13 protein-coding genes are annotated in these 18,537 nt (G+C 61.7%); 7 read left to right on the top strand and 6 right to left on the bottom strand.

The window, feature by feature from the left end:
• Positions 1-112: 112 nt before the first annotated feature.
• The 3 genes from FH08_RS0132110 to FH08_RS0132090 all read left to right on the top strand — a co-directional run bounded on the left by FH08_RS0132110 (position 113) and on the right by FH08_RS0132090 (position 7,118).
• Entirely contained in the window at positions 113-3,841 is a 3,729-nt protein-coding gene (locus FH08_RS0132110; protein WP_031362293.1) for a DUF748 domain-containing protein, read from the top strand.
• 338 nt (positions 3,842-4,179) lie between these two features.
• A complete protein-coding gene (locus FH08_RS0132095) occupies positions 4,180-5,256 on the top strand; it encodes a DedA family protein/thiosulfate sulfurtransferase GlpE (protein WP_081889641.1) in 1,077 nt (358 codons plus the stop codon).
• The gene (locus FH08_RS0132090; RefSeq protein WP_081889640.1) at positions 5,253-7,118 is read left to right on the top strand and encodes an FAD-dependent oxidoreductase; all 1,866 of its coding nucleotides are present in this window, start codon (positions 5,253-5,255) and stop codon (positions 7,116-7,118) included. Before FH08_RS0132095 ends, FH08_RS0132090 begins: the two co-directional genes overlap by 4 nt.
• Here the strand turns inward: FH08_RS0132090 and FH08_RS0132085 are convergent.
• Positions 7,083-8,501: a heavy metal sensor histidine kinase gene (locus tag FH08_RS0132085; RefSeq protein ID WP_031362290.1), complete on the bottom strand. Its 1,419-nt coding sequence runs from the start codon at positions 8,499-8,501 to the stop codon at positions 7,083-7,085. The two genes, FH08_RS0132090 and FH08_RS0132085, sit on opposite strands and share 36 nt — an antisense overlap.
• Positions 8,498-9,178, bottom strand: a complete 681-nt coding sequence (locus FH08_RS0132080; RefSeq protein ID WP_031362289.1) for a heavy metal response regulator transcription factor — start codon at positions 9,176-9,178, stop codon at positions 8,498-8,500. Before FH08_RS0132080 ends, FH08_RS0132085 begins: the two co-directional genes overlap by 4 nt.
• A gap of 352 nt (positions 9,179-9,530) precedes the next feature.
• On the opposite strand from FH08_RS0132080, the gene FH08_RS0132075 reads away from it, so the two are divergent.
• From FH08_RS0132075 to FH08_RS0132065, 3 genes are read left to right on the top strand one after another with little or no spacing between them, the layout of a single operon-like run.
• Entirely contained in the window at positions 9,531-10,052 is a 522-nt protein-coding gene (locus tag FH08_RS0132075) for a cytochrome b/b6 domain-containing protein (protein ID WP_419178034.1), read from the top strand.
• Between the two features lie 3 nt (positions 10,053-10,055).
• The gene (locus tag FH08_RS0132070) at positions 10,056-10,844 is read left to right on the top strand and encodes a molybdopterin-dependent oxidoreductase (RefSeq protein ID WP_051888692.1); all 789 of its coding nucleotides are present in this window, start codon (positions 10,056-10,058) and stop codon (positions 10,842-10,844) included.
• 35 nt (positions 10,845-10,879) lie between these two features.
• Positions 10,880-11,512 carry a hypothetical protein gene (locus tag FH08_RS0132065; protein WP_235210569.1) on the top strand — a complete coding sequence of 211 codons (633 nt, stop codon included), beginning with the start codon at positions 10,880-10,882 and terminating at the stop codon, positions 11,510-11,512.
• Positions 11,513-11,527: 15 nt separating this feature from the next.
• Here the strand turns inward: FH08_RS0132065 and FH08_RS0132060 are convergent, their stop codons facing one another.
• The 4 genes from FH08_RS0132060 to FH08_RS0132045 all read right to left on the bottom strand — a co-directional run bounded on the left by FH08_RS0132060 (position 11,528) and on the right by FH08_RS0132045 (position 16,677).
• Positions 11,528-13,768: a xanthine dehydrogenase family protein molybdopterin-binding subunit gene (locus tag FH08_RS0132060; protein WP_031362285.1), complete on the bottom strand. Its 2,241-nt coding sequence runs from the start codon at positions 13,766-13,768 to the stop codon at positions 11,528-11,530.
• Between the two features lie 27 nt (positions 13,769-13,795).
• Positions 13,796-14,809: an FAD binding domain-containing protein gene (locus FH08_RS0132055; protein WP_031362284.1), complete on the bottom strand. Its 1,014-nt coding sequence runs from the start codon at positions 14,807-14,809 to the stop codon at positions 13,796-13,798.
• Between the two features lie 13 nt (positions 14,810-14,822).
• Positions 14,823-15,491, bottom strand: a complete 669-nt coding sequence (locus FH08_RS0132050; protein ID WP_031362283.1) for a (2Fe-2S)-binding protein — start codon at positions 15,489-15,491, stop codon at positions 14,823-14,825.
• Positions 15,492-15,630: 139 nt separating this feature from the next.
• A complete protein-coding gene (locus tag FH08_RS0132045) occupies positions 15,631-16,677 on the bottom strand; it encodes an FUSC family protein (protein WP_035567612.1) in 1,047 nt (348 codons plus the stop codon).
• 310 nt (positions 16,678-16,987) lie between these two features.
• Here FH08_RS0132045 and FH08_RS0132040 point away from each other — a divergent pair, with 310 nt between their 5' ends.
• Entirely contained in the window at positions 16,988-18,436 is a 1,449-nt protein-coding gene (locus tag FH08_RS0132040; RefSeq protein ID WP_031362281.1) for an NAD-dependent succinate-semialdehyde dehydrogenase, read from the top strand.
• Positions 18,437-18,537: the final 101 nt, after the last annotated feature.

Below are 18,537 nucleotides of genomic sequence, written 5' to 3'. Positions count from 1 at the left end.
GAACTCCCCCTGGGGTTCAATTTGCCTGCGCAGAGTCGTATACTCAGGCCTCCTGTTTCCCAAGGCTGCGCGTGGCTCGTGCCCGCGTGCGCAGCCGCGCTACGAGGCACGCATGGCAAGCCTGAACAAGACTTCCCTGACATCCGCCGGGCGTAGCCTGCTCAAAGGCGTGAACTCGGTGGCGCAAGCCCGACGCACCCGGCGCATCGTGATCGGGCTGCTGCTCGCCGTCATCGTCATCGGCTTGCTCGGGTTTTTCGCTGCCCCGCCGCTCATTCGGCATATCGCCGAACAACAACTCTCCGCACAACTCGATCGCCCGGCCAGCATCGAACGAATCGCGCTCAATCCCTATACGCTAAGTTTCGAAGCTGACCGCGTGCATATCGGCGAAGCGCCCGCCAACCTGGGCGCCGGCGCAAAAAGCGGCGATTTCGTCGATATCGAACGCCTGATCGTGGATCCGTCATGGTCGTCGCTATTTCGTTTCGCGCCAATTATCAACGAACTCAAGATCGATTCACCGCGCTTTCATATCGTGCGCCTCGACGCGCAACGTTTTAATTTCTCCGATCTCGTCGAAAAGTTCTCGAAGCCTTCAGCCAATCCGTCCACTAAACCGGCACGATTCTCGGTATCGAATATTCGTGTGGAAAATGGCCGGATCGATTTCGACGATCGCCTGCTTAAAACGCAGCACGTAATCGATCGCTGGTCGATCGGGATTCCGTTTATCGCCAATCTCGCGTCCACCACGGACTTGTTTGTGACACCCTCGCTGCAGGCGCGCATAGATGGTTCGCCGCTGTCCATCCACGGGCGCACCAAGCCGTTCTCCGAGTCGCGCGAGTCGGAGATCGCGCTTCAACTCGATGGCCTCGACCTGCCGAAAATAGCGTCGTACGCGCCGGCTTCGCTGCCGGTCGCGGTCAAGAGCGGACGCTTGTCGACAAACCTTAATGTGAGCTTCGAGCTCAGCGCCGACGCCCCCGTGGTTCGCATTAAAGGAACCGCAGATCTCGCGGATCTGGCCGTGACGGACAAGCAGGACGCGCCGTTGTTCGCCGCGCAATCGTTGCACGTGAGCGCGGTGAATCTTGAGCCGCTGCGCAATGTGTATCAACTGGACGAAGTGCGGTTGACGCAGCCGGACGTAAAACTCTCTCGCGATAAATCCGGCGTACTCAACTTCGAAAAACTGAGCGCGTCACCCAAGTCTTCCTCGACGCCAGCACCAACGCCCGCCAGCGACGCCAAGCCCGCCGACGCCACGCCGCAACCGCTCGACCTCGCTATCAAACATCTGGCGATCGATCAGGGCCATATCGTCTTCGATGACCGCCTGATGAAGCAACCCTCCACGCTCGGACTGACGAACCTGGACGTGACGCTCGACGACTTCTCCACGCTCGCCAAACCCCCGGCGCGCTTTACGTTGAAGACGGCCTTTGATCACGGCGGCGGGCTCGACGCATCGGGTAGTTTCACATTGCCGGGCAAGAGCGCCGACGCGAAACTCGCGCTCGCCGACTTGCCGCTGGCGCCGTTGCAACCCTACATCGCGAACGCGGTGGCCGCGCGTATCACCGACGGTTCGCTCGGCGTAAATCTGCCGCTGCAAGTGGACTGGTCGAAGCCCGAACCGTCCATCCAGGTCGGGGCCGGCGATGTCACGCTCAAGTCACTGAAGCTCGTGCCGCAGTTGAATGACGCAGCGAATGCCTCGCCGATCGCGCTGGCCTCAGCGCAAGCGAAGATCCAGAAGATTGATGTGGCGGCGCGCACGGCAGCGCTGGAGAGCGTGGTGCTGAACGGCCTTTCCATCGATGCAAAACGCCTGAAGGACGGCAGCATCGATCTCGCCGCGCTCGCCGGTCCGCACGAAACCGCGCCGGAAGTCAGCGCGACGCGCAAGGTCCAAAAGGCGAACGAGGCGGGTCCGGCGTGGCGTTATCAGATCGCGCAGGTGTCGCTCAACGACAGCAGCGCCGACTTCACCGACGAATCCACGCCGCACCCGGTGAAACTGCACATTGCGCCGTTGCAATTAGGCGTGAAGCAGGTTTCCGATGACCTCACGAAACCGCTCGCCATCGACGGCAAGCTGACGATGAACGGTAAAGGCGCGCTAGGCGTGGCCGGCACGCTGACCGCAAAACCGCTGAGCCTGGCGTTGCATATCGACGCCAGCCAACTCGACGCATCGGCGTTCGAGCCGTACTTCGGCGGCAACCTTAACGCGACGGTCTCGAGCGCGGAGCTGAGCGCGAACGGCGACGCGTCGTTTTCGGGCGAAGGACATTCGCTAAAGGCCGGCTACAAGGGTGATGTATCGCTGTCGAACGTGCGCCTGACCGACCGGGCGAATTCGGATCAACTGGCCGGCTGGAAATTGCTCGGCCTCACCAAACTGAATGCCCGCTATGACGAACGAGGCGCCGACGTCGAGGCCGCGCGCGTCACGTTCGCGAACTTCTACGGCCGCGTGCTGCTCGACGCACAAGGCAAGCTCAATCTCACCGATATCGTGGTGAAGGACAAGGGAGCCGCCGCTACCCACACCGTTGCCTCAACGGCGGCTCCCGCATCGGCTGCATCGGCACCCGCTCCCGCCGCGCCGAAAGCCGCCCCTAAAACCGCATCGTCATCGGCGAATCTGCGCTTTGGCCAGCTCGTGCTGCAAAACGGCCGCGTGACCTACACCGATAACTTCATCAAGCCGAACTTCACCGCGAACCTGGTCGCGATCACGGGCACCATAGGCGCGTTCGGCACGCACTCGACCACGCCCGCGCCCGTCGATGTCGCCGCTAAACTGTCGGCGAACGGGCCGGTATCGATCAAAGGGGTTGTGAATCCGCTGATCGCGAAACCGTCGCTGGATCTCACCGCGAGCGCTCACGACGTCGAATTGCCGAATATCTCGCCGTATTCGACAAAATATGCGGGTTATCCGATCACGAAGGGCAAGCTAAACGTCGATCTGCACTACATGCTCGCCGACGAAAATCTCACCGCGAACAACCATCTTTTCATCGATCAACTCACGTTCGGCGATCACGTCGATAACACTACCGCGACCCATTTGCCGGTGCGGCTCGCGGTATCGTTGCTGAAGAATTCGAAGGGCGAGATCGACGTCAACATTCCCATTTCAGGCTCGCTCTCGAACCCGCAATTCTCGATCGGCGCGCTGGTGTGGACGGCCATTCTTCACCTTGTCGAGCGCGCGGTGACCGCGCCGTTCTCGCTGCTGGCGAACGCGTTCGGCGGCAAGAATCCCGAAGAACTTGGTTACGTGGAATTCGATCCGGGCTCGGCCACGCTCAGCGACGCGGCGAATGAAAAACTCGACACGATCGCAAAAGCGCTGGCTGAAAAGCCGTCGATCACGCTGGAGATATCGGCGCGGGTGGACGCGGCGCTGGACGAACCCGGTTTGCGCGCGGCCTACGTCGACCGGCAAGTGCGCCTCTCGAAGATGCAGGACGCCAACGAAGAGAATCCGAACATCAATCCATCGAGCATCCCCATTTCCGCCGATGAATACAGCAAATTCCTCACGAAAGCGTATAAAAGCGCGGACTTCAAGAAACCGCGCAACCTGATCGGCTTGACGAAGAGCGTGCCCGACGCCGACATGAAAGCCGCGCTCGCCGAGCACGCGCCAGTGGACGAGGGCGCGCTCGGTGCGCTTGCGCAGCGGCGCGCGTCGGTGGTGAAGCAATATTTCGAGGGCAAGATCGACAGCAAGCGCATCTTCATCGTCGCGCCGCACCTCGACGCGGAGGGGATCAAGGACAAGGGTGCCCCTACGCGGGTAGACTTCGGGCTTAAGTGACGACGAAGCGGCGCAGCGGATTCAGGCGAGCAAGACGTGCCGAAACCACATCTTGGGAAGCGCCCGGGCCATCGGCATTCTCGGCAATCCGCGCTACACTCATTTCGTGAATGCGGCGGCGCATCGCGGCGCGCATGACGGGACGTGGAGAGGTCAAAGTGGTGCAGAGCGGCTCGATTTGCCCGGCTCACTGTCCAGCGCCTCCCCGGACTCATCGCGCTTCATCGCAAAGCCGTCAAACGAGCCATATAAAGTAAACGCTTCGCGCGAAGCGCCCACGGCGTTCAGGCTCTCCACACCCGAATCCAGCGCTGCACAACCTGCAGGAGAATCCCATGCTGTTGCATGAACTGGCTGACCGGTATGGCCCGGCAATCGTCTTTTTCAACGTAATGGGCGCAGCGCTCGGCCTGCCTGTTCCCGCCATGCCTACCTTGATCGTGGTCGGTGCGTCGGTGGCCATGATGGGCTTCAACGGCCAGGCCCTGTGGCCCCATCTTGCGCTGATGCTCGGCATCGCCACGCTCGGCGGGGTGCTGGGCGACCTCGTCTGGTTCCAGGGCGGCCGGCGTTACGGCGACCGCACGCTCAAGACCATTTGCAAGCTGTCCTTGTCGCGCGATACCTGCGTGAAAAAGACCGAACGCTTTTTCGGCCGGTGGGGCGTGCGGGTGCTGCTCGTCGCGAAATTCATTCCGGGTTTGTCGCTGGTGTCGGTGCCGCTCGCCGGCGCAATGGGCGTGCGCACGCGCTCGTTCATCGCGCATGACGGCGTGGGCGTGGCGTTATGGGCCGCGGTGGGACTCGCGGTAGGCGTGATCTTCGCGGCCGAACTCGACATGGTGTTCGCCATGATCGCGCGGCTCGGGAAGCAGGCGCTCCTGGTCGTGGCGGTCGCGCTGGCGTGTTACGTGGCCTACCGCTACTGGCGTCGGAAGATGCTGATGAAGACGCTGGAAACGGCGCGCATTACCGTCGACGAGCTGTATGCGCTGATGGAGGACGAACCGCTGCCCGCTATCTTCGATATCCGTTCAGCAGAGAAACGCGTGCTCGATCCTTTCGTGATTCCCGGCTCCGTTTTCGCCGATGAACGCGAACTGCAGAAGATCGTGGAAAGCTACCAGCCGGATCAGAAGATCATCATTTACTGCTCGTGTCCTAACGAGGTATCGGCGGCGTGGATGGCTAAAGCACTGCGCAACGCGGGTTTCAAGGATGTCGTGCCGCTGACCGGCGGACTCGACGCCTGGCGCCTCGCCGGCCTCGACCTCAAGCCGCTCACCGACTTCGGCGGTGCGCGCGAGGACCTGGGCGAAATGGCGGCCATGTGCCCGTGGCCCGCGAAAGCGTCGGCGGCCGGCAAAGGCGCGCTGCATGACGCCGTCTACCTGCATGGAGATCGCCCCGCATGAGTACCACGCCCGATGGGATCAACGAAGTGCCCAAGCATGGCCACGGTCATCCGGATTGGCGCGACAGTCCGTCGGCCACGTCGGAAGACCTCAACTCGATCACGAACGACACGGCCACCGGGGCGCCGGCAGAAGCCGCGGCCGACGCGCCGTTCTCGCCGCTCCAAAGCCGCAAGCACCAGATGTACCCGTTTCTCACTGCCGAGGAAATCGACCGCTTGCGGCGCTTCGGCAACGTCCAGTACTGGCGCGCGGGCGAATTGATGTTCGAAGTCGGCGTGCCCGGGCCGGGCATGTTCGTGCTGCTGAACGGCCGCGTGCGGGTTACGCGGCGCGACGGACTGGGCCACGTGCATCTGGTGACCGAGGCGGACCCCGGTCAATACCTGGCGGAGGTCGGCCAGTTGTCGGGCAAGCCTGCATTGGTCGATGGTCACGCGATAGAAGACGTGGAAGCCATCCTGATCGTGCCCGAGCGGCTGCGCGCGCTGCTGGTGGCGGAAGCGGAACTCGGCGAACGGATCATGCGCTCGCTGATCCTGCGTCGCGTCGGTTTGATCGAAAAGGGCAGCGGTCCGATTCTCGTCGGCCCGTCGAACGATGCACGGCTGGTATCGCTGCAAGGCTTTTTGAGCCGCAACGGATATCCGCACACCGTGATCGACGCGTGTACCGATCCCGAAGCCATTGCATTGCTCGAACGGATCTCGACATCGAAGGCGGATTTCCCGCTCGTCATTTGCCCCGACGGCACGGTGATGCGCGCGCCCGATGAAAACCAGCTCGCGTCGCAACTTGGCTGGCTGCCGGAATTCGATCCGGCGTTTATTTACGATGTCGCGGTCGTCGGCGCCGGTCCGGCCGGGTTGGCGACGGCCGTGTATGCGGCTTCCGAGGGGTTGTCGGTAGCGGTATTCGATTGCCGCGCGCCCGGCGGCCAGGCCGGTGCGAGTTCGCGGATCGAAAATTATCTCGGCTTTCCGACCGGTATTTCCGGTCAGGCATTGGCCGGGCGCGCGTTCGTGCAGGCGCAGAAGTTTGGCGCGCACATCGCCATTCCGACGGAGATCAAGGCGCTTCATTGCGACTGCATGCCGATCCAGATCGAGCTGATGAACGGAACACGCGTGAGCTCGCATACGGTCGTGATCGCGACCGGCGCGGCTTACCGGCGGCCGGACATTGCCGGGCTCGAAAAATTCGAAGGACGCAGCACGTATTACTGGGCGTCGCCGGTCGAGGCAAAGCTTTGCAAGGGCTCGGAAGTCGTGCTGGTGGGCGGCGGCAATTCGGCGGGACAGGCGGTGGTTTATCTCGCCTCGCACGCGGCGCGCGTGCATCTGCTGATCCGCGGGCCGGGGCTGGAGCTGAGCATGTCGAGGTACCTGGTCGACCGGATCGCGTCATTGCCGAACGTGACGGTGCATACGCGCACGCAGGTCGAGTCGCTGGAAGGCGATGGCCGGTTGCTCGCCGCCGTGCATTGCAAGACGCCTGACGGTCCGCTCACGCTCGACGTGCGGCATCTGTTCCTCTTCACCGGTGCCAACCCGAACACGGCGTGGCTGCACGACTGCAACGTCAACACCGACGGCAAGGGTTTCGTGCTGACGGGACCCGCTGCGCACGGTGGCCACGCGGATGGTTCGACCTCGCTGGAAACCAGCGTGCCGGGGGTGTTTGCCATCGGCGATGTGCGCTCGGCATCGACGAAACGGGTGGCGGCTGCGGTGGGCGAGGGCGCGGCGGTCGTATCGCAGATTCACGGTCTGCTGGCCGAGCGTCAGGAACTGGCGCTCAAGGCCGGCGCGGTGGAGGAGGCGGGGCTAGACCTGGCGGGGCGGTGTGGCGGCAAACCGTAGGGTGAATTCGATCCAGCCGTCCGCCGAACAGCTCACCGACGCAGACCCGCCGTGCAGCCGCATGATCGCCTGCACGATGGACAAGCCCAGGCCACTTGATTCCGTGAATTCGCTGCGGGCTGCATCGCCGCGATAAAAGCGGTCGAACAGGCGCGCGAGATCGTCCGGCGCGACGGGTACGCCCTGATTCCCGATCACGATTAGCGCACCCTGCGCGTCTTCGCTGCCGGTCAGCCGGATCGTCGTGCCGGCTTCGGCATAGCGCACTGCGTTGACCACCACGTTGCTGATGGCGCGCCGGGACATGATTGCGTTAGCGACCATCTCGCCTTCGGCATGCACCTCGAAGCTGAGATTGCGTTCGTCGGCGAGTCCTTCGAAGTACGTCGCAATGGTTTCCAGTTGCTCGCAAATGTTCAGCGGCGTGCGTTCCAGGTTCTGCCGCTCGTGATCCGCCTGCGCGAGAAACAGGATGTTCTGCGCGATGCGCCCAAGCCGCTCCAGCTCCTCCAGATTCGACTCCAGCACGCTCTTGTACTCGCTCTCGTTGCGGGTATGCGCGAGCGTGACTTGCGTCTGTCCGATCAGCACGCCGATAGGCGTGCGTACCTCATGCGCCAGATCCGCGGAGAATTGCAGCAGCCGTTCATAACCGGTCGCCAAGCGGTCGAGCATGGCGTTGAACGACATCGCGAGGCTTTGCAGTTCGGTCGGCGTGTTCTTGATATCGAGTCTCGCGGACAAGGTGTCGGGCGTGATCCCGGCGACCCTGTCGGCCATTTTTCGCAGCGGCGCAAGACCGCGGCTCGATACCCACCAGGCGAGCAGCGCAGTGATCAGCACCGCGCTCACCACGGTGATCCAGACACGCAGGAGATACGTCGACAGGACACGCGCTTCCTGGGTCATTACGTGCGCCGCGATGATCTCGATGACTTCGCCACTGTCGCCTACTCGCGCTTGCGCCGCGACCCAGCGCATGCGCACGCCGTCACGGCGCGTGCCTTCATAAAGCGCGTTGAGGTTGACGGCGCGTTGCACCGGCACCGGGACGAGCGGCGGCAACGGCATATTTTCCGGGTTCACGCTGATGAACGGCGGGAGGCCGGGGCGCTGGAAAATAATGACGTCCTGACTGTCGCCGAGCATGGTCTCGAACAGCTTGGGCCGCGCTTCGATTTCCTTGATCGTGTAGAGATCGTGCAGCAGCGAGCGAAAGTGTTCGACACGTCCGATCAGCTGATAGTCGGCACGCGTGGACAGCGTGGCGCTGGTCGCGTGATACAGCGATCCGCCGACCATGCTGACCACCACGCACACGATCAGTGCGAACAGGCACGTGATCCGGACGACCAGCGAACGCGAACGCCATAGCGGACTCAATGCGAGTCCCCGGATGCACCGAACGAATAACCGATGCTGCGCACCGTGTGGATCAGCTTGATATCAAAGGGTTGATCGAGTTTCGCGCGCAGGCGTTTGATGGCGACATCGACTACGTTGGTATCGCTGTCGAAGTTCATGTCCCACACTTCCGATGCAATCAAGGTCCGCGACAGCGCTTCGCCCTGGCGCTTGCAGAAGAGGTGCAGCAATGCAAATTCCTTGTTCGTCAACGCGATGTCTATGCCTTGGCGCGTCACGCGGCGCCGCAGGACATCGACGTGAAGATCCGCTACCTGGAATACATCGGATTCGCGTACTACGCCGCGCCGCAGCAACGTGCGGATGCGAAGCACGAGTTCGGTGAACGAAAAGGGCTTGACGAGGTAATCGTCCGCGCCTAGTTCCAGGCCGTGAATACGGTCCCGGACGTGATCGCGCGCGGTCAGAAAGATGACAGGCAGGTCGCGTTTTGCGCGCAAGGCCTGCATGATCTGCCATCCGTCGAGGCCGGGCAGCATGACATCCAGCACGATCAATTCGTACGGATGCGCCAACGCCTGATGCAAGCCATCGGCGCCATTGCGGATCAGGTCGACCTGATACCCGGACTCGGTGAGCCCCTTCTTCAGATAGTCGCCGGTCTTGCGGTCGTCTTCTATAACCAGGATGGTCATGCTGCGGGCGCTTCGCTTTGCGTGAGGGTTTGCGTTGGAATTAAGGTCCATTCTATCCACCTGCCCGGACGCGTGGAAAAGATGACAAAAAAGTCATTAACGCGTCATCCGCAAATCAGCGTGCGGTCGCTAAGATGCAATCAAGACGAGGCCTTATCGTGTGTAGCGGCTCGCCGCGCCGTCTATCAAGTCTCCCCGAATTCGCGAGCTGCTGCGTCTTGATACCCTGTCCGATCTATCCCCCTACGAGGCGAGCTTGAATTCATCATCGACTCAACTTTCCACTCACGTCACAGTCCAGCCCGGCTGGATTCGCATCACGCACTGGATCAACGCGCTTGCGGTCGTGGTGATGGCAACAAGCGGCTGGCAGGTCTATAACGCTTCGCCGATTTTCCGTTCGTTTGTTTTTCCATCAAGCATTACGTTGGGCGGATGGCTGGGCGGCGCGTTGCTGTGGCATTTCGCGGCCATGTGGGTGCTGGTCGTGAACTTCCTGGTGTACGTGGGGGTGAACATTTTCTCCGGACGTTTTCGCCGCAAGCTGTTTCCGCTCAGCGTGAAAAGCCTCTTCGGCGATCTGTGCGCCGCGCTGACCGGCAAGCTCAAGCATGACGATCTCACGCACTACAACGCCGTGCAGAAGGCAGCGTATCTCGCGGTGATCGTGGACATTGTGGTCGTGATCCTGTCGGGCCTTGCCGTCTGGAAGTCGGTGCAGTTCCCATGGCTGCGTGACCTGATGGGCGGTTATGACAACGCCCGCGTGGTCCACTTCTTCGCGATGAGTTTCCTGGTGGCGTTCTTTGTGTTGCACGTGGTGATGGTCGCGCTCGTTCCACGCTCGTTGTTGCTGATGATCCGGGGCCGCTGAACCATGCTGAACAGAAAGAGCGAATTGATTGCCGCGAACGCGAAGCTCGATGTCGACAACATTCTCAAAGATGCCCGCAATGAACTGAAGGCGCCGGCGCGGCGTCTGTTCGGCAAGCGCATCCTGTCGCTGGGCGGTCTCATGATGCTGTCGGGCTGCAACATCTCCGACGATAAATCCGTGAACACCGTGCTGCGGACCATGTCCCGTTTCAACGACGATGCACAGGCGTTCCTCTTCGATCCGAACAAGCTCGCGCCGACTTATCCCGAGTCGATGATCACACGGCCGTTCCCGTTCAACGCGTTCTATGACATCGACGATGTACCTATCGTCGATGCCGCCACCTACAAGCTGCCGGTCGGTGGCTTGGTGAAGGGCAAGAACGTGTGGACGCTGGAAGAACTGCGCGCGTTGCCGCAGGAAAGCCAGGTGACGCGGCATATCTGCATTGAAGGGTGGAGTGCGATCGGCAAATGGGGCGGCGTGCGTTTCTCTGATTTCCTCAAGCGATCCGGCGCCGACACCACGGCCAAATACGTAGCGTTCCACTGCGCGGATAACTATTCAACCAGCATTGACATGCCGACTGCGCTGCATGCCCAGACGCTTCTGGCGCTGACCTACGACGGACAAGTTTTGCCGCCGAAGTACGGCTTCCCGATGAAGCTGCGTATGCCGACAAAGCTCGGCTACAAGAACCCGAAGCACATCGTCGCGATTACCGTGACGAACGAATATCCCGGTGGTTACTGGGAGAACCAGGGCTACAACTGGTTCGGTGGTGCCTGAATTTCCTTGCGTCAAATACTAAAACCGGAGCTTCCATGTCTGTTATGTCATCTACCTCTTTGCGTTTGAAACTCTGTGCGTCGGTTGCAGCGCTCGCGTTTGCCGGCGTTGCGTTCGCTCAGGCGCCTGCGGCTAAACCATCACGTATTCGTGGCGATATCGTCTCGTTGTCCGGCGATACGCTGACCGTGCACCGTCGCAGCGGCGACACCGTGACCATCGACTTGAAGCAGGACACGCCCGTCACGGCGGTGAAGAACATCAAGCTCGCCGATATCAAGCCGGGTTCGTTTATCGGCACGGCAGCGACTACGGGTACCGACGGCAAGATGACGGCGACCGAAGTGCTGGTGTTCCCGGAAGCAGCGCGCGGTACGGGTGAAGGTCACTATGCGTGGGATCTGTCGCCGAACAGCACGATGACGAATGCGAACGTCGATCAGGTTGTCACGGGCACGAGCGGTCGTGACCTGAAGCTGTCGTACAAGGGTGGCAGCAACACGGTGACGGTGCCGGACGGCGTGCCTGTGGTGACGTTCGCGCCGGCTGCGCGCACGGATCTGGTCGCGGGCAAGAAGGTGTTTATCGTGGCGACGCCGGTGAGCGGTACCGAGTTTGCCGCGTCACGCGTCGTGGTTGAGAAGGATGGCGTTGCGCCGCCGATGTAATGGCGTGATGCAGCGCTAGGCTGGCCTTGGCGCTGCTAACAGATCTTCGATCTTCACCGGAAGATCGCGGACGCGTACCCCCGTCGCGTGATAGACGGCATTTGTAATGGCAGGCGCAATGCCTGCCATGCCGATCTCCCCGATCCCGCGAGCGCCCAGCGGATTCAGCGCGAAATCCGGATAGTCCAGGAACGTCACGTCCATCTTTGGCGAGTCGGCATGCGTCGTCATCACGTAGTCAGCGAGGTTGCGGTTCAGCGGCGCGCCTGAACGAGAGTCATAGTGCGTCTCTTCGAAAAGCGCCATACCGACGCCCATCACAATCGCCCCTTCGATCTGGTTACGACCCGTGCGCGGATTGATGATCTTGCCTGCATCGATCACGCTGACGACCCGGCTTACGCGTAAGCGCGCAGTTTCCGGCTGCCACGTGACTTCGATAAAGTGCGCGCAATACGAGTGAATAGACACCTTGTTCGCAATGGCATCTGCCTGACTCGCACCGGAGCGACCCCTGCCCATCAAGATGCTGACCTGCGCAGGCCCAAGGATTCGTTCAAATGGCACGCCTGCCCCGGGCGATGTTCCTTTGCGATAGACCATGCCTTGTTCGAAACCCAGCACGTCCACGGACTGCCCTTTGAACGGCGAGTTGTCCGCTCCGGAGGCAGTCGCAAGAAGCTGCTGGATGACAACCTGAGTGGCCTGTGTCACGGCTGGAACCAGTGACGCTGTCACCATCGAGCCGCCGGACAACGGTCCTGGCGGCAAACGTGTATCGCCGATCACGACGGAAATCTTGTTGAGCGCGATACCCGTCAGATTGGCGACCATCTGAGCCAGGATCGTGTAGGTGCCCGTGCCGATGTCCTGCGTCGCCGTCGATACACGCGCGGTCCCATCGCCATGCAGTTCGACGTTCACTTCCGCAGGCTGCCGCCTAGCCGCCCACGACCCCGCTGCCATACCCCATCCGACCACCAGGCCATCGCGACGCATTGAACCAACGGTTGCGGTTCGATTCGACCAGCCGAACTTGTCAGCGCCGAGCGTCAGGCACTCCGCGAGGTGTCGCGACGAGAACGGCACGTTCCGGCTTTCGTCCATGGCGGGCTCGTTGATCAACCGCAAATGCAGCGGATCGACGTTGAGCTTGATGGCGAGTTCGTCGACGGCCGACTCGATTGCGAACAGGCCCGGCACTGCACCTGGGCCGCGCATCGACGTGCTGGGAGCAATGTCCCGGCGCGCAAGGGCAGCAGTCGCTCGCAGATTAGGCGAGCTGTACAGGTAGCCTGTTGTCTCGCCGCAGTTCTCTTTGCGTGTTTCCCGGCGCGCCGTCTGATAAACATAGTCATGCTGGAACGAGGTGAAACGCCCATCGGGGGTTGTCGACAAACGCATGCGCTGCTGTGTGCTGGTACGGTGGCCCACGTTATGAAACATCATCTCGCGGGTCACCACCAGCTTGACCGGGCGCTGCAGATTGCGCGCCGCAGCGCCTGCGAGCAACGAGTGCGACCATGGAAACAGTTTGCCCCCGAACCCGGAGCCAAGGTATTTCATGATCACGCGCACCTGATCTTCCGGCACACCGAGCATCAGCGCCATGACCTGCCGCTGGTTGACAATCGACTGAGATGTTTCGTAGAACGTATAGTTCGTGCCATCGAATGCGGCAACAGTCGCGTGCAGTTCGATCGGGTTGTGCGTTTCGATCGGCGTGGTGTAGGTCTGATCGACCTTGAGCGCATCGGGGGCATTGGCGAAGGCGGTGTCAGCGTCGCCTCGCTGTGTATCGACCGATGGTTTTTTTTCCGCCGCCATCTCCGTGCGCACATCAGGCTGGCTCGTCGAATAACTGACCTTTACTGCAGCAGATGCAGCGGTTGCCTGCTCGAATGTATCGGCGACCACCACGGCAAGATACTGGCCGTAGTAGTAGACGGTGTCGTCCTCGAACGGCGGGCGTTTCTCGTCGATCCTCGCGTCCGATGCGAAACCGATTCTATAGAACTTGCCAATGTTCTCGCGCGTGAAGACCGCTTTCACGCCGGGCATTTTTGCGGCAGCAGCGATGTCGAGTCGCGTCACGCGGCCCTTGCCAATCGTCGCGCAAACGGGCACCGCATACAGCATCCCGGGCAAGGCGAAATCCGACGTGTACGTCGCGAGGCCGCTTACCTTAAGCGGGCCATCAATTCTTTGGAAGTCGCCGCCAATCAATGGCTGCACTTTCTTCGAAGCTAATTGCATTGTCTTCTCCGCGACGCGAACATCGAGTCAGGTAGTCTGGGTGGCAAGCGTGAGCGCGTGTTGAATGCAGCGTGTCGCCAACTCAACCTTGAAGCCGTTCTGGCTTTGCGGGCGTGCTGACTGAAGCGCGGCAACGGCAGCCGCACGAAACGCAGGGGCATCGGGTGCGCGTCCGAGAAGCGCCGCTTCCGCCTCACGTGAACGCCATGGCTTCACGCCCACACCGCCCAGCGCAATCCTGACGTGAGTGATCGTGCCCGACGATACGGTCACGACGACCGCAGCCGATGCCAATGCAAACTCATACGATGCGCGGTCGCGCAGTTTCAGATAGACGCTGCGACTACCGGGTATCGGTGCGGGGAGCGTCACGTGGGTGATCAGCTCGCCGGCATGGAGCGATGTTTCGCGTTCTGGCGTGGTGCCGGGCAACAGGAAAAAGTCATCAATGGCGATGCTTCGTTTGGCCTCCGAACTTTCGGTATGGACCGTCGCCTCGAGCGCCGTCAGGGCGACATTCATGTCCGAGGGATTGGTTGCGATGCAGTGGTCACTCGTTCCGAGGACGGCGAGATTGCGATTGAAGCCACCGATCGCGGAACACCCGCTGCCCGGTTCGCGCTTGTTGCATGGCGTTGCCGTATCGCGGAAGTAGACACAGCGCGTGCGTTGCAGCAGGTTGCCGCCGGTCGTCGCCATGTTCCGCAACTGTGCCGACGCGCCCGAAAGCAGCGCCTGTGACAGCACGGGATAGTGCGTCTTGATCAGCGGATGGTTCGCGAGATCGGCATTGCGCACCGTCGCGCCTATCGTGACGCCACCACCGTCGAGTGTCTCGACCTTGTCGAGCGGCAGCCGGTGGATGTCGATGACCTGGGTCGGGCGCTCCACGTCGAGCTTCATCAAGTCGAGCAGTGTCGTGCCTCCGGCCAGGAAGCGTGTCGATTGCGTGCTTGGCGGACTGGCCGCGGTGGTCTGCGCCATTGCCATGTCGAGCGCCTGTTTGACGTCGGCCGCGCGCTTGAGCTGAAAGTGTTCCATTTGTTCGCTCCGCTTAAATCTTCCGGCGAACTTGCTGGATCGCGGAGACGATGTTCGAATAGGCGCCGCAGCGGCAGATGTTGCCGCTCATCGCTTCCTTGACGTCCTCGTCGCTGTGACCGTAGGGCTCTTTGAGCAGCGCGACGGCGGACATGATCTGCCCCGACGTACAGTAGCCGCATTGAAAGCCGTCATGCTCGACGAAGGCGGCCTGCATTGGATGCAGGTTGCCGGGCCGTCCAATGCCTTCGATCGTGGTGATGGCTTCACCTTCGTGAGTGGCCGCAAGGCTCAGGCACGAATTCACGCGCCTGCCATCCACATGGACCGTGCACGCGCCGCACTGGCCATGGTCGCAGCCTTTCTTGGTGCCGGTAAGGCGCAGATGTTCGCGCACGCAATCGAGCAGGGTGGTGCGTGGATCGATATCCAGTTCATGCAGCGTGCCATTGACGTTCAGCTGCACATGAACGTTGCCGCTCTCTGTCGGTACGATGCCGCTTGGCGCACCGTCCTGGATTGCGTCGTCGGAATCTGCAAGAGCGAGAGAATGAAGTTGCCCGGTGCTCACGGCGACACCCGCCGCACCAACGCGTGTCAAAAAGGAGCGGCGTGTCACGCGCTCGAACAGCGTCGCCGGCTCATCATCGATAATGTCCGGTTGTTGAAGCTTGTCGTTCATGAGTCGAATTCCCGTTGAAGCACGGATAGAAGAGGACCGACGTGGTCTTGGCGTCCGATACTCATGATAGGCAACTGCGGTGGCGTCAAGATGGCCGCGAGATGGCGGCAACATGGCGCACGGGTGGAGAGCTGGTTTTTTATGCGCGTTTGTCCAGCACTTCGACCGTCGCGATCAGATCCCCAAAATCCTGGACCAGCAGGTTCAGCACGAAGGCCAGCGCGGTGTATTTCTCCATCGATTCACATGCAGTGTTCGATGCCGTTCTCAGCTTCTCGAACGACCCGCGCGCGAGCCGGACCTTTTCGTCCTGATCACTTCGATCGGCATCGAGCGTGGCGGCTAATGTCTCGGCAGCCTCTGTAAATGCGTCGGCGGTCAGGTTCAGCGCGTCGCGATTGGCCGCGCTGAGTCGTCCCGCGAATTGGGGATCGCTGGTGAAAGCCTGGCCCAGAAACAGAGCGTCCCGATGCAGCCGGGTCAGCATGGGAGCGACTTTGTCGACCACATCCCCCCGCGTGCGCTTCACCGGCACGATGATGTGCTCGCGGCCCGCTTCGGTAATCGCCTCGTCGAGTGCCTGTTCCGCGGCGGCAGAACGCCGATGCAGGCGCTCGGCTTTGTTCGCGTCTTCGGGCTTGCGCAGCGTCAGCGTGATCAGTTCGCCCAACGCGAGGACGATCTCACTCGCTCGATTGTGAGCCGCGTTGATCGCGCGGTTCGGCATCAGGAACGCGACGAGGAGCGCCGCGCCCGCGCCGATCAGGATTTCGAGCACACGGTCGATCGGCCGTGCGAAAGGCGAGCCCATGCCGCTTGCCGGAACCAGCACAACGACGACGAGCGTGACGCAGGCAAGCCGGAGCGTCGGCCGCCAGGCGGCGAGCGCCGCGAGCGGCAGGAGTGCGATGGCGAACACGATGAGCGGTTTGGCGCCATGCAGGATGGCGAACAAACCGACCACGCCGACCACTCCACCAATCACCGCCCCGATGATCTGGTCGCGGCCGGTGTTCAGCGCCTGGTTGAGGCTTGGCTGCGTGACGACAATCAGGGTGGTGATGACTGCCCAGAAAAGCTCGGGGAGCGTGGCGAGCTTGGCGGCGTAGTAGCTGAGTAGGCAACTGACGAGCGTACGGGCGAAGCGCCGGAGTTCGGGCGTGGGCGTGAATTTTTTCGTGAGCACGAGGGGTTTATTGGCAGAATTCCGTCGGGGTTGTCTGGCCCGGGCTTGGCCGTTTTGATTGCGGCTACGGGGGCGCAATCCCGGAATGCCGCCGCAATCAGTTTAAGTTCAAACCGATGAGAATGGCCGACGTAAAGCCGTCCGCTGCGGCCCGCGATAACGTCCCCAAACACCGCCTCCAAGCAAAACCCTCGTGATCGCGTTACCATAAACGGTTAATTCGCCGGGTTTCGAAGGTCGGGAATGGTGATTCAACCCCGGCGGCAGTTTCCCCAATAACCGTGAACACCACGAACATCAGGAGCCAAGCATGAGCGAAAGCACTTCATCGCGTCATTACCCGAGCACGCAGTTGTACATCGACGGCGCATGGCGCGCGGGTAGCCGCGACACCGCCGTGGTCAATCCGGCGACGGAAGCGGAAATCGGCCGCCTCTCGCTGGCAAGCGAACAGCATCTCGCCGAAGCCGCGGAAGCCGCCGGACGCGGTTTCGCGGCTTGGCGCAAGGTATCGGCATTCGATCGCAGCAAGCTCATGCGCCGTGCCGCGCAAAACCTGCGCGACCGCGCCGAGGAAGTGGCCGCGATCATGACCATGGAGCAGGGCAAGCCGTTGGCCGAATCGCGCGTGGAAGTGCTGGGCGCGGCAGACACCATCGACTGGTTCGCTGAAGAAGCGCGCCGGACGTACGGCCGCGTGATCCCGGCACGTGCGGCAAATGTGCGTCAGATCGTGACGCGTGAGCCGGTCGGCCCGGTTGCCGCGTTCACGCCGTGGAATTTCCCGATCAATCAGGCAGTGCGCAAGGTGTCGGCGGCGCTGGCGGCAGGGTGCTCGGTGGTGCTGAAAGGACCGGAAGAAACGCCGGCTAGCTGCGCGGCGCTGGTTCAGGCTTACATCGACGCTGGGTTGCCCGCCGGCGTGCTGAACCTCGTGTTCGGCGTGCCCGCCGACGTCTCGAAGTTCCTGATCGCGCATCCGCTGATCCGCAAGATCTCGTTCACGGGTTCGACGGCAGTCGGCAAGTTGCTGGCCGCAATGGCCGGCGAGCACATGAAACGCGCCACGATGGAACTCGGCGGCCACGCGCCCGCGCTGGTTTTCGCCGATGCCGACATTCCGCGCGCCGCGAAACTTCTGGCCAGCGCCAAGTTCCGCAATGCCGGTCAGGTGTGCATTTCACCGACGCGTTTTATCGTCGAAGAATCGGCTCTCGAGGAATTCACGGAGCACTTCGTCGCGACGACGAAGAAGCTCAAGGTCGGCAACGGTCTGGAAGAGGGTGTGCAAATGGGCGCGCTGGCTAACGGCCGCCGTTTGCAGGCGATGGAACGTCTGGTCGCCGATGCAGTGGAGCAGGGCGCCAAGGTGCTGACGGGCGGTGAACGCATCGGCCGTGAAGGGTATTTCTTCGCGCCGACGGTGCTGGCCAATGTACCGATGTCGGCTCGCATCATGACGGAAGAGCCGTTCGGCCCGATCGCTCCAATTTCGACTTTCAAGTCTTACGATGAAGCTATCGTGGAAGCGAACCGCTTGCCGTATGGCCTGGCAGCGTATGCGTACACGCGCTCGAGCGCGACGTCGGCGGCGGTGGGCGAGGACATCGAAAGCGGCATGGTGTCGATCAACCACCACGGGCTGGGCATTCCGGAAACGCCGTTCGGTGGCGTGAAGGATTCGGGTTACGGCTCGGAAGGCGGCAGCGAAGCGATGGAAGCGTATTTGGTGACGAAGTTTGTGAGCGAAGCGCGGTAAGTCGGCATCATTTGCGCCCAGATAAAAACGCGACGCGGCTTTTGGCTGCGTCGCGTTTTTTCATCTACCTAGTGGCGTCAGTGCGCCCATCACGGGTTGGC

Source organism: Caballeronia sordidicola (assembly GCF_000729995.1).
Taxonomy (GTDB): Bacteria; Pseudomonadota; Gammaproteobacteria; order Burkholderiales; family Burkholderiaceae; genus Caballeronia; species Caballeronia sordidicola_A.
Note: the sequence above shows the minus strand (reverse complement) of the source record. Positions and strands in the feature narration are given on the sequence as shown.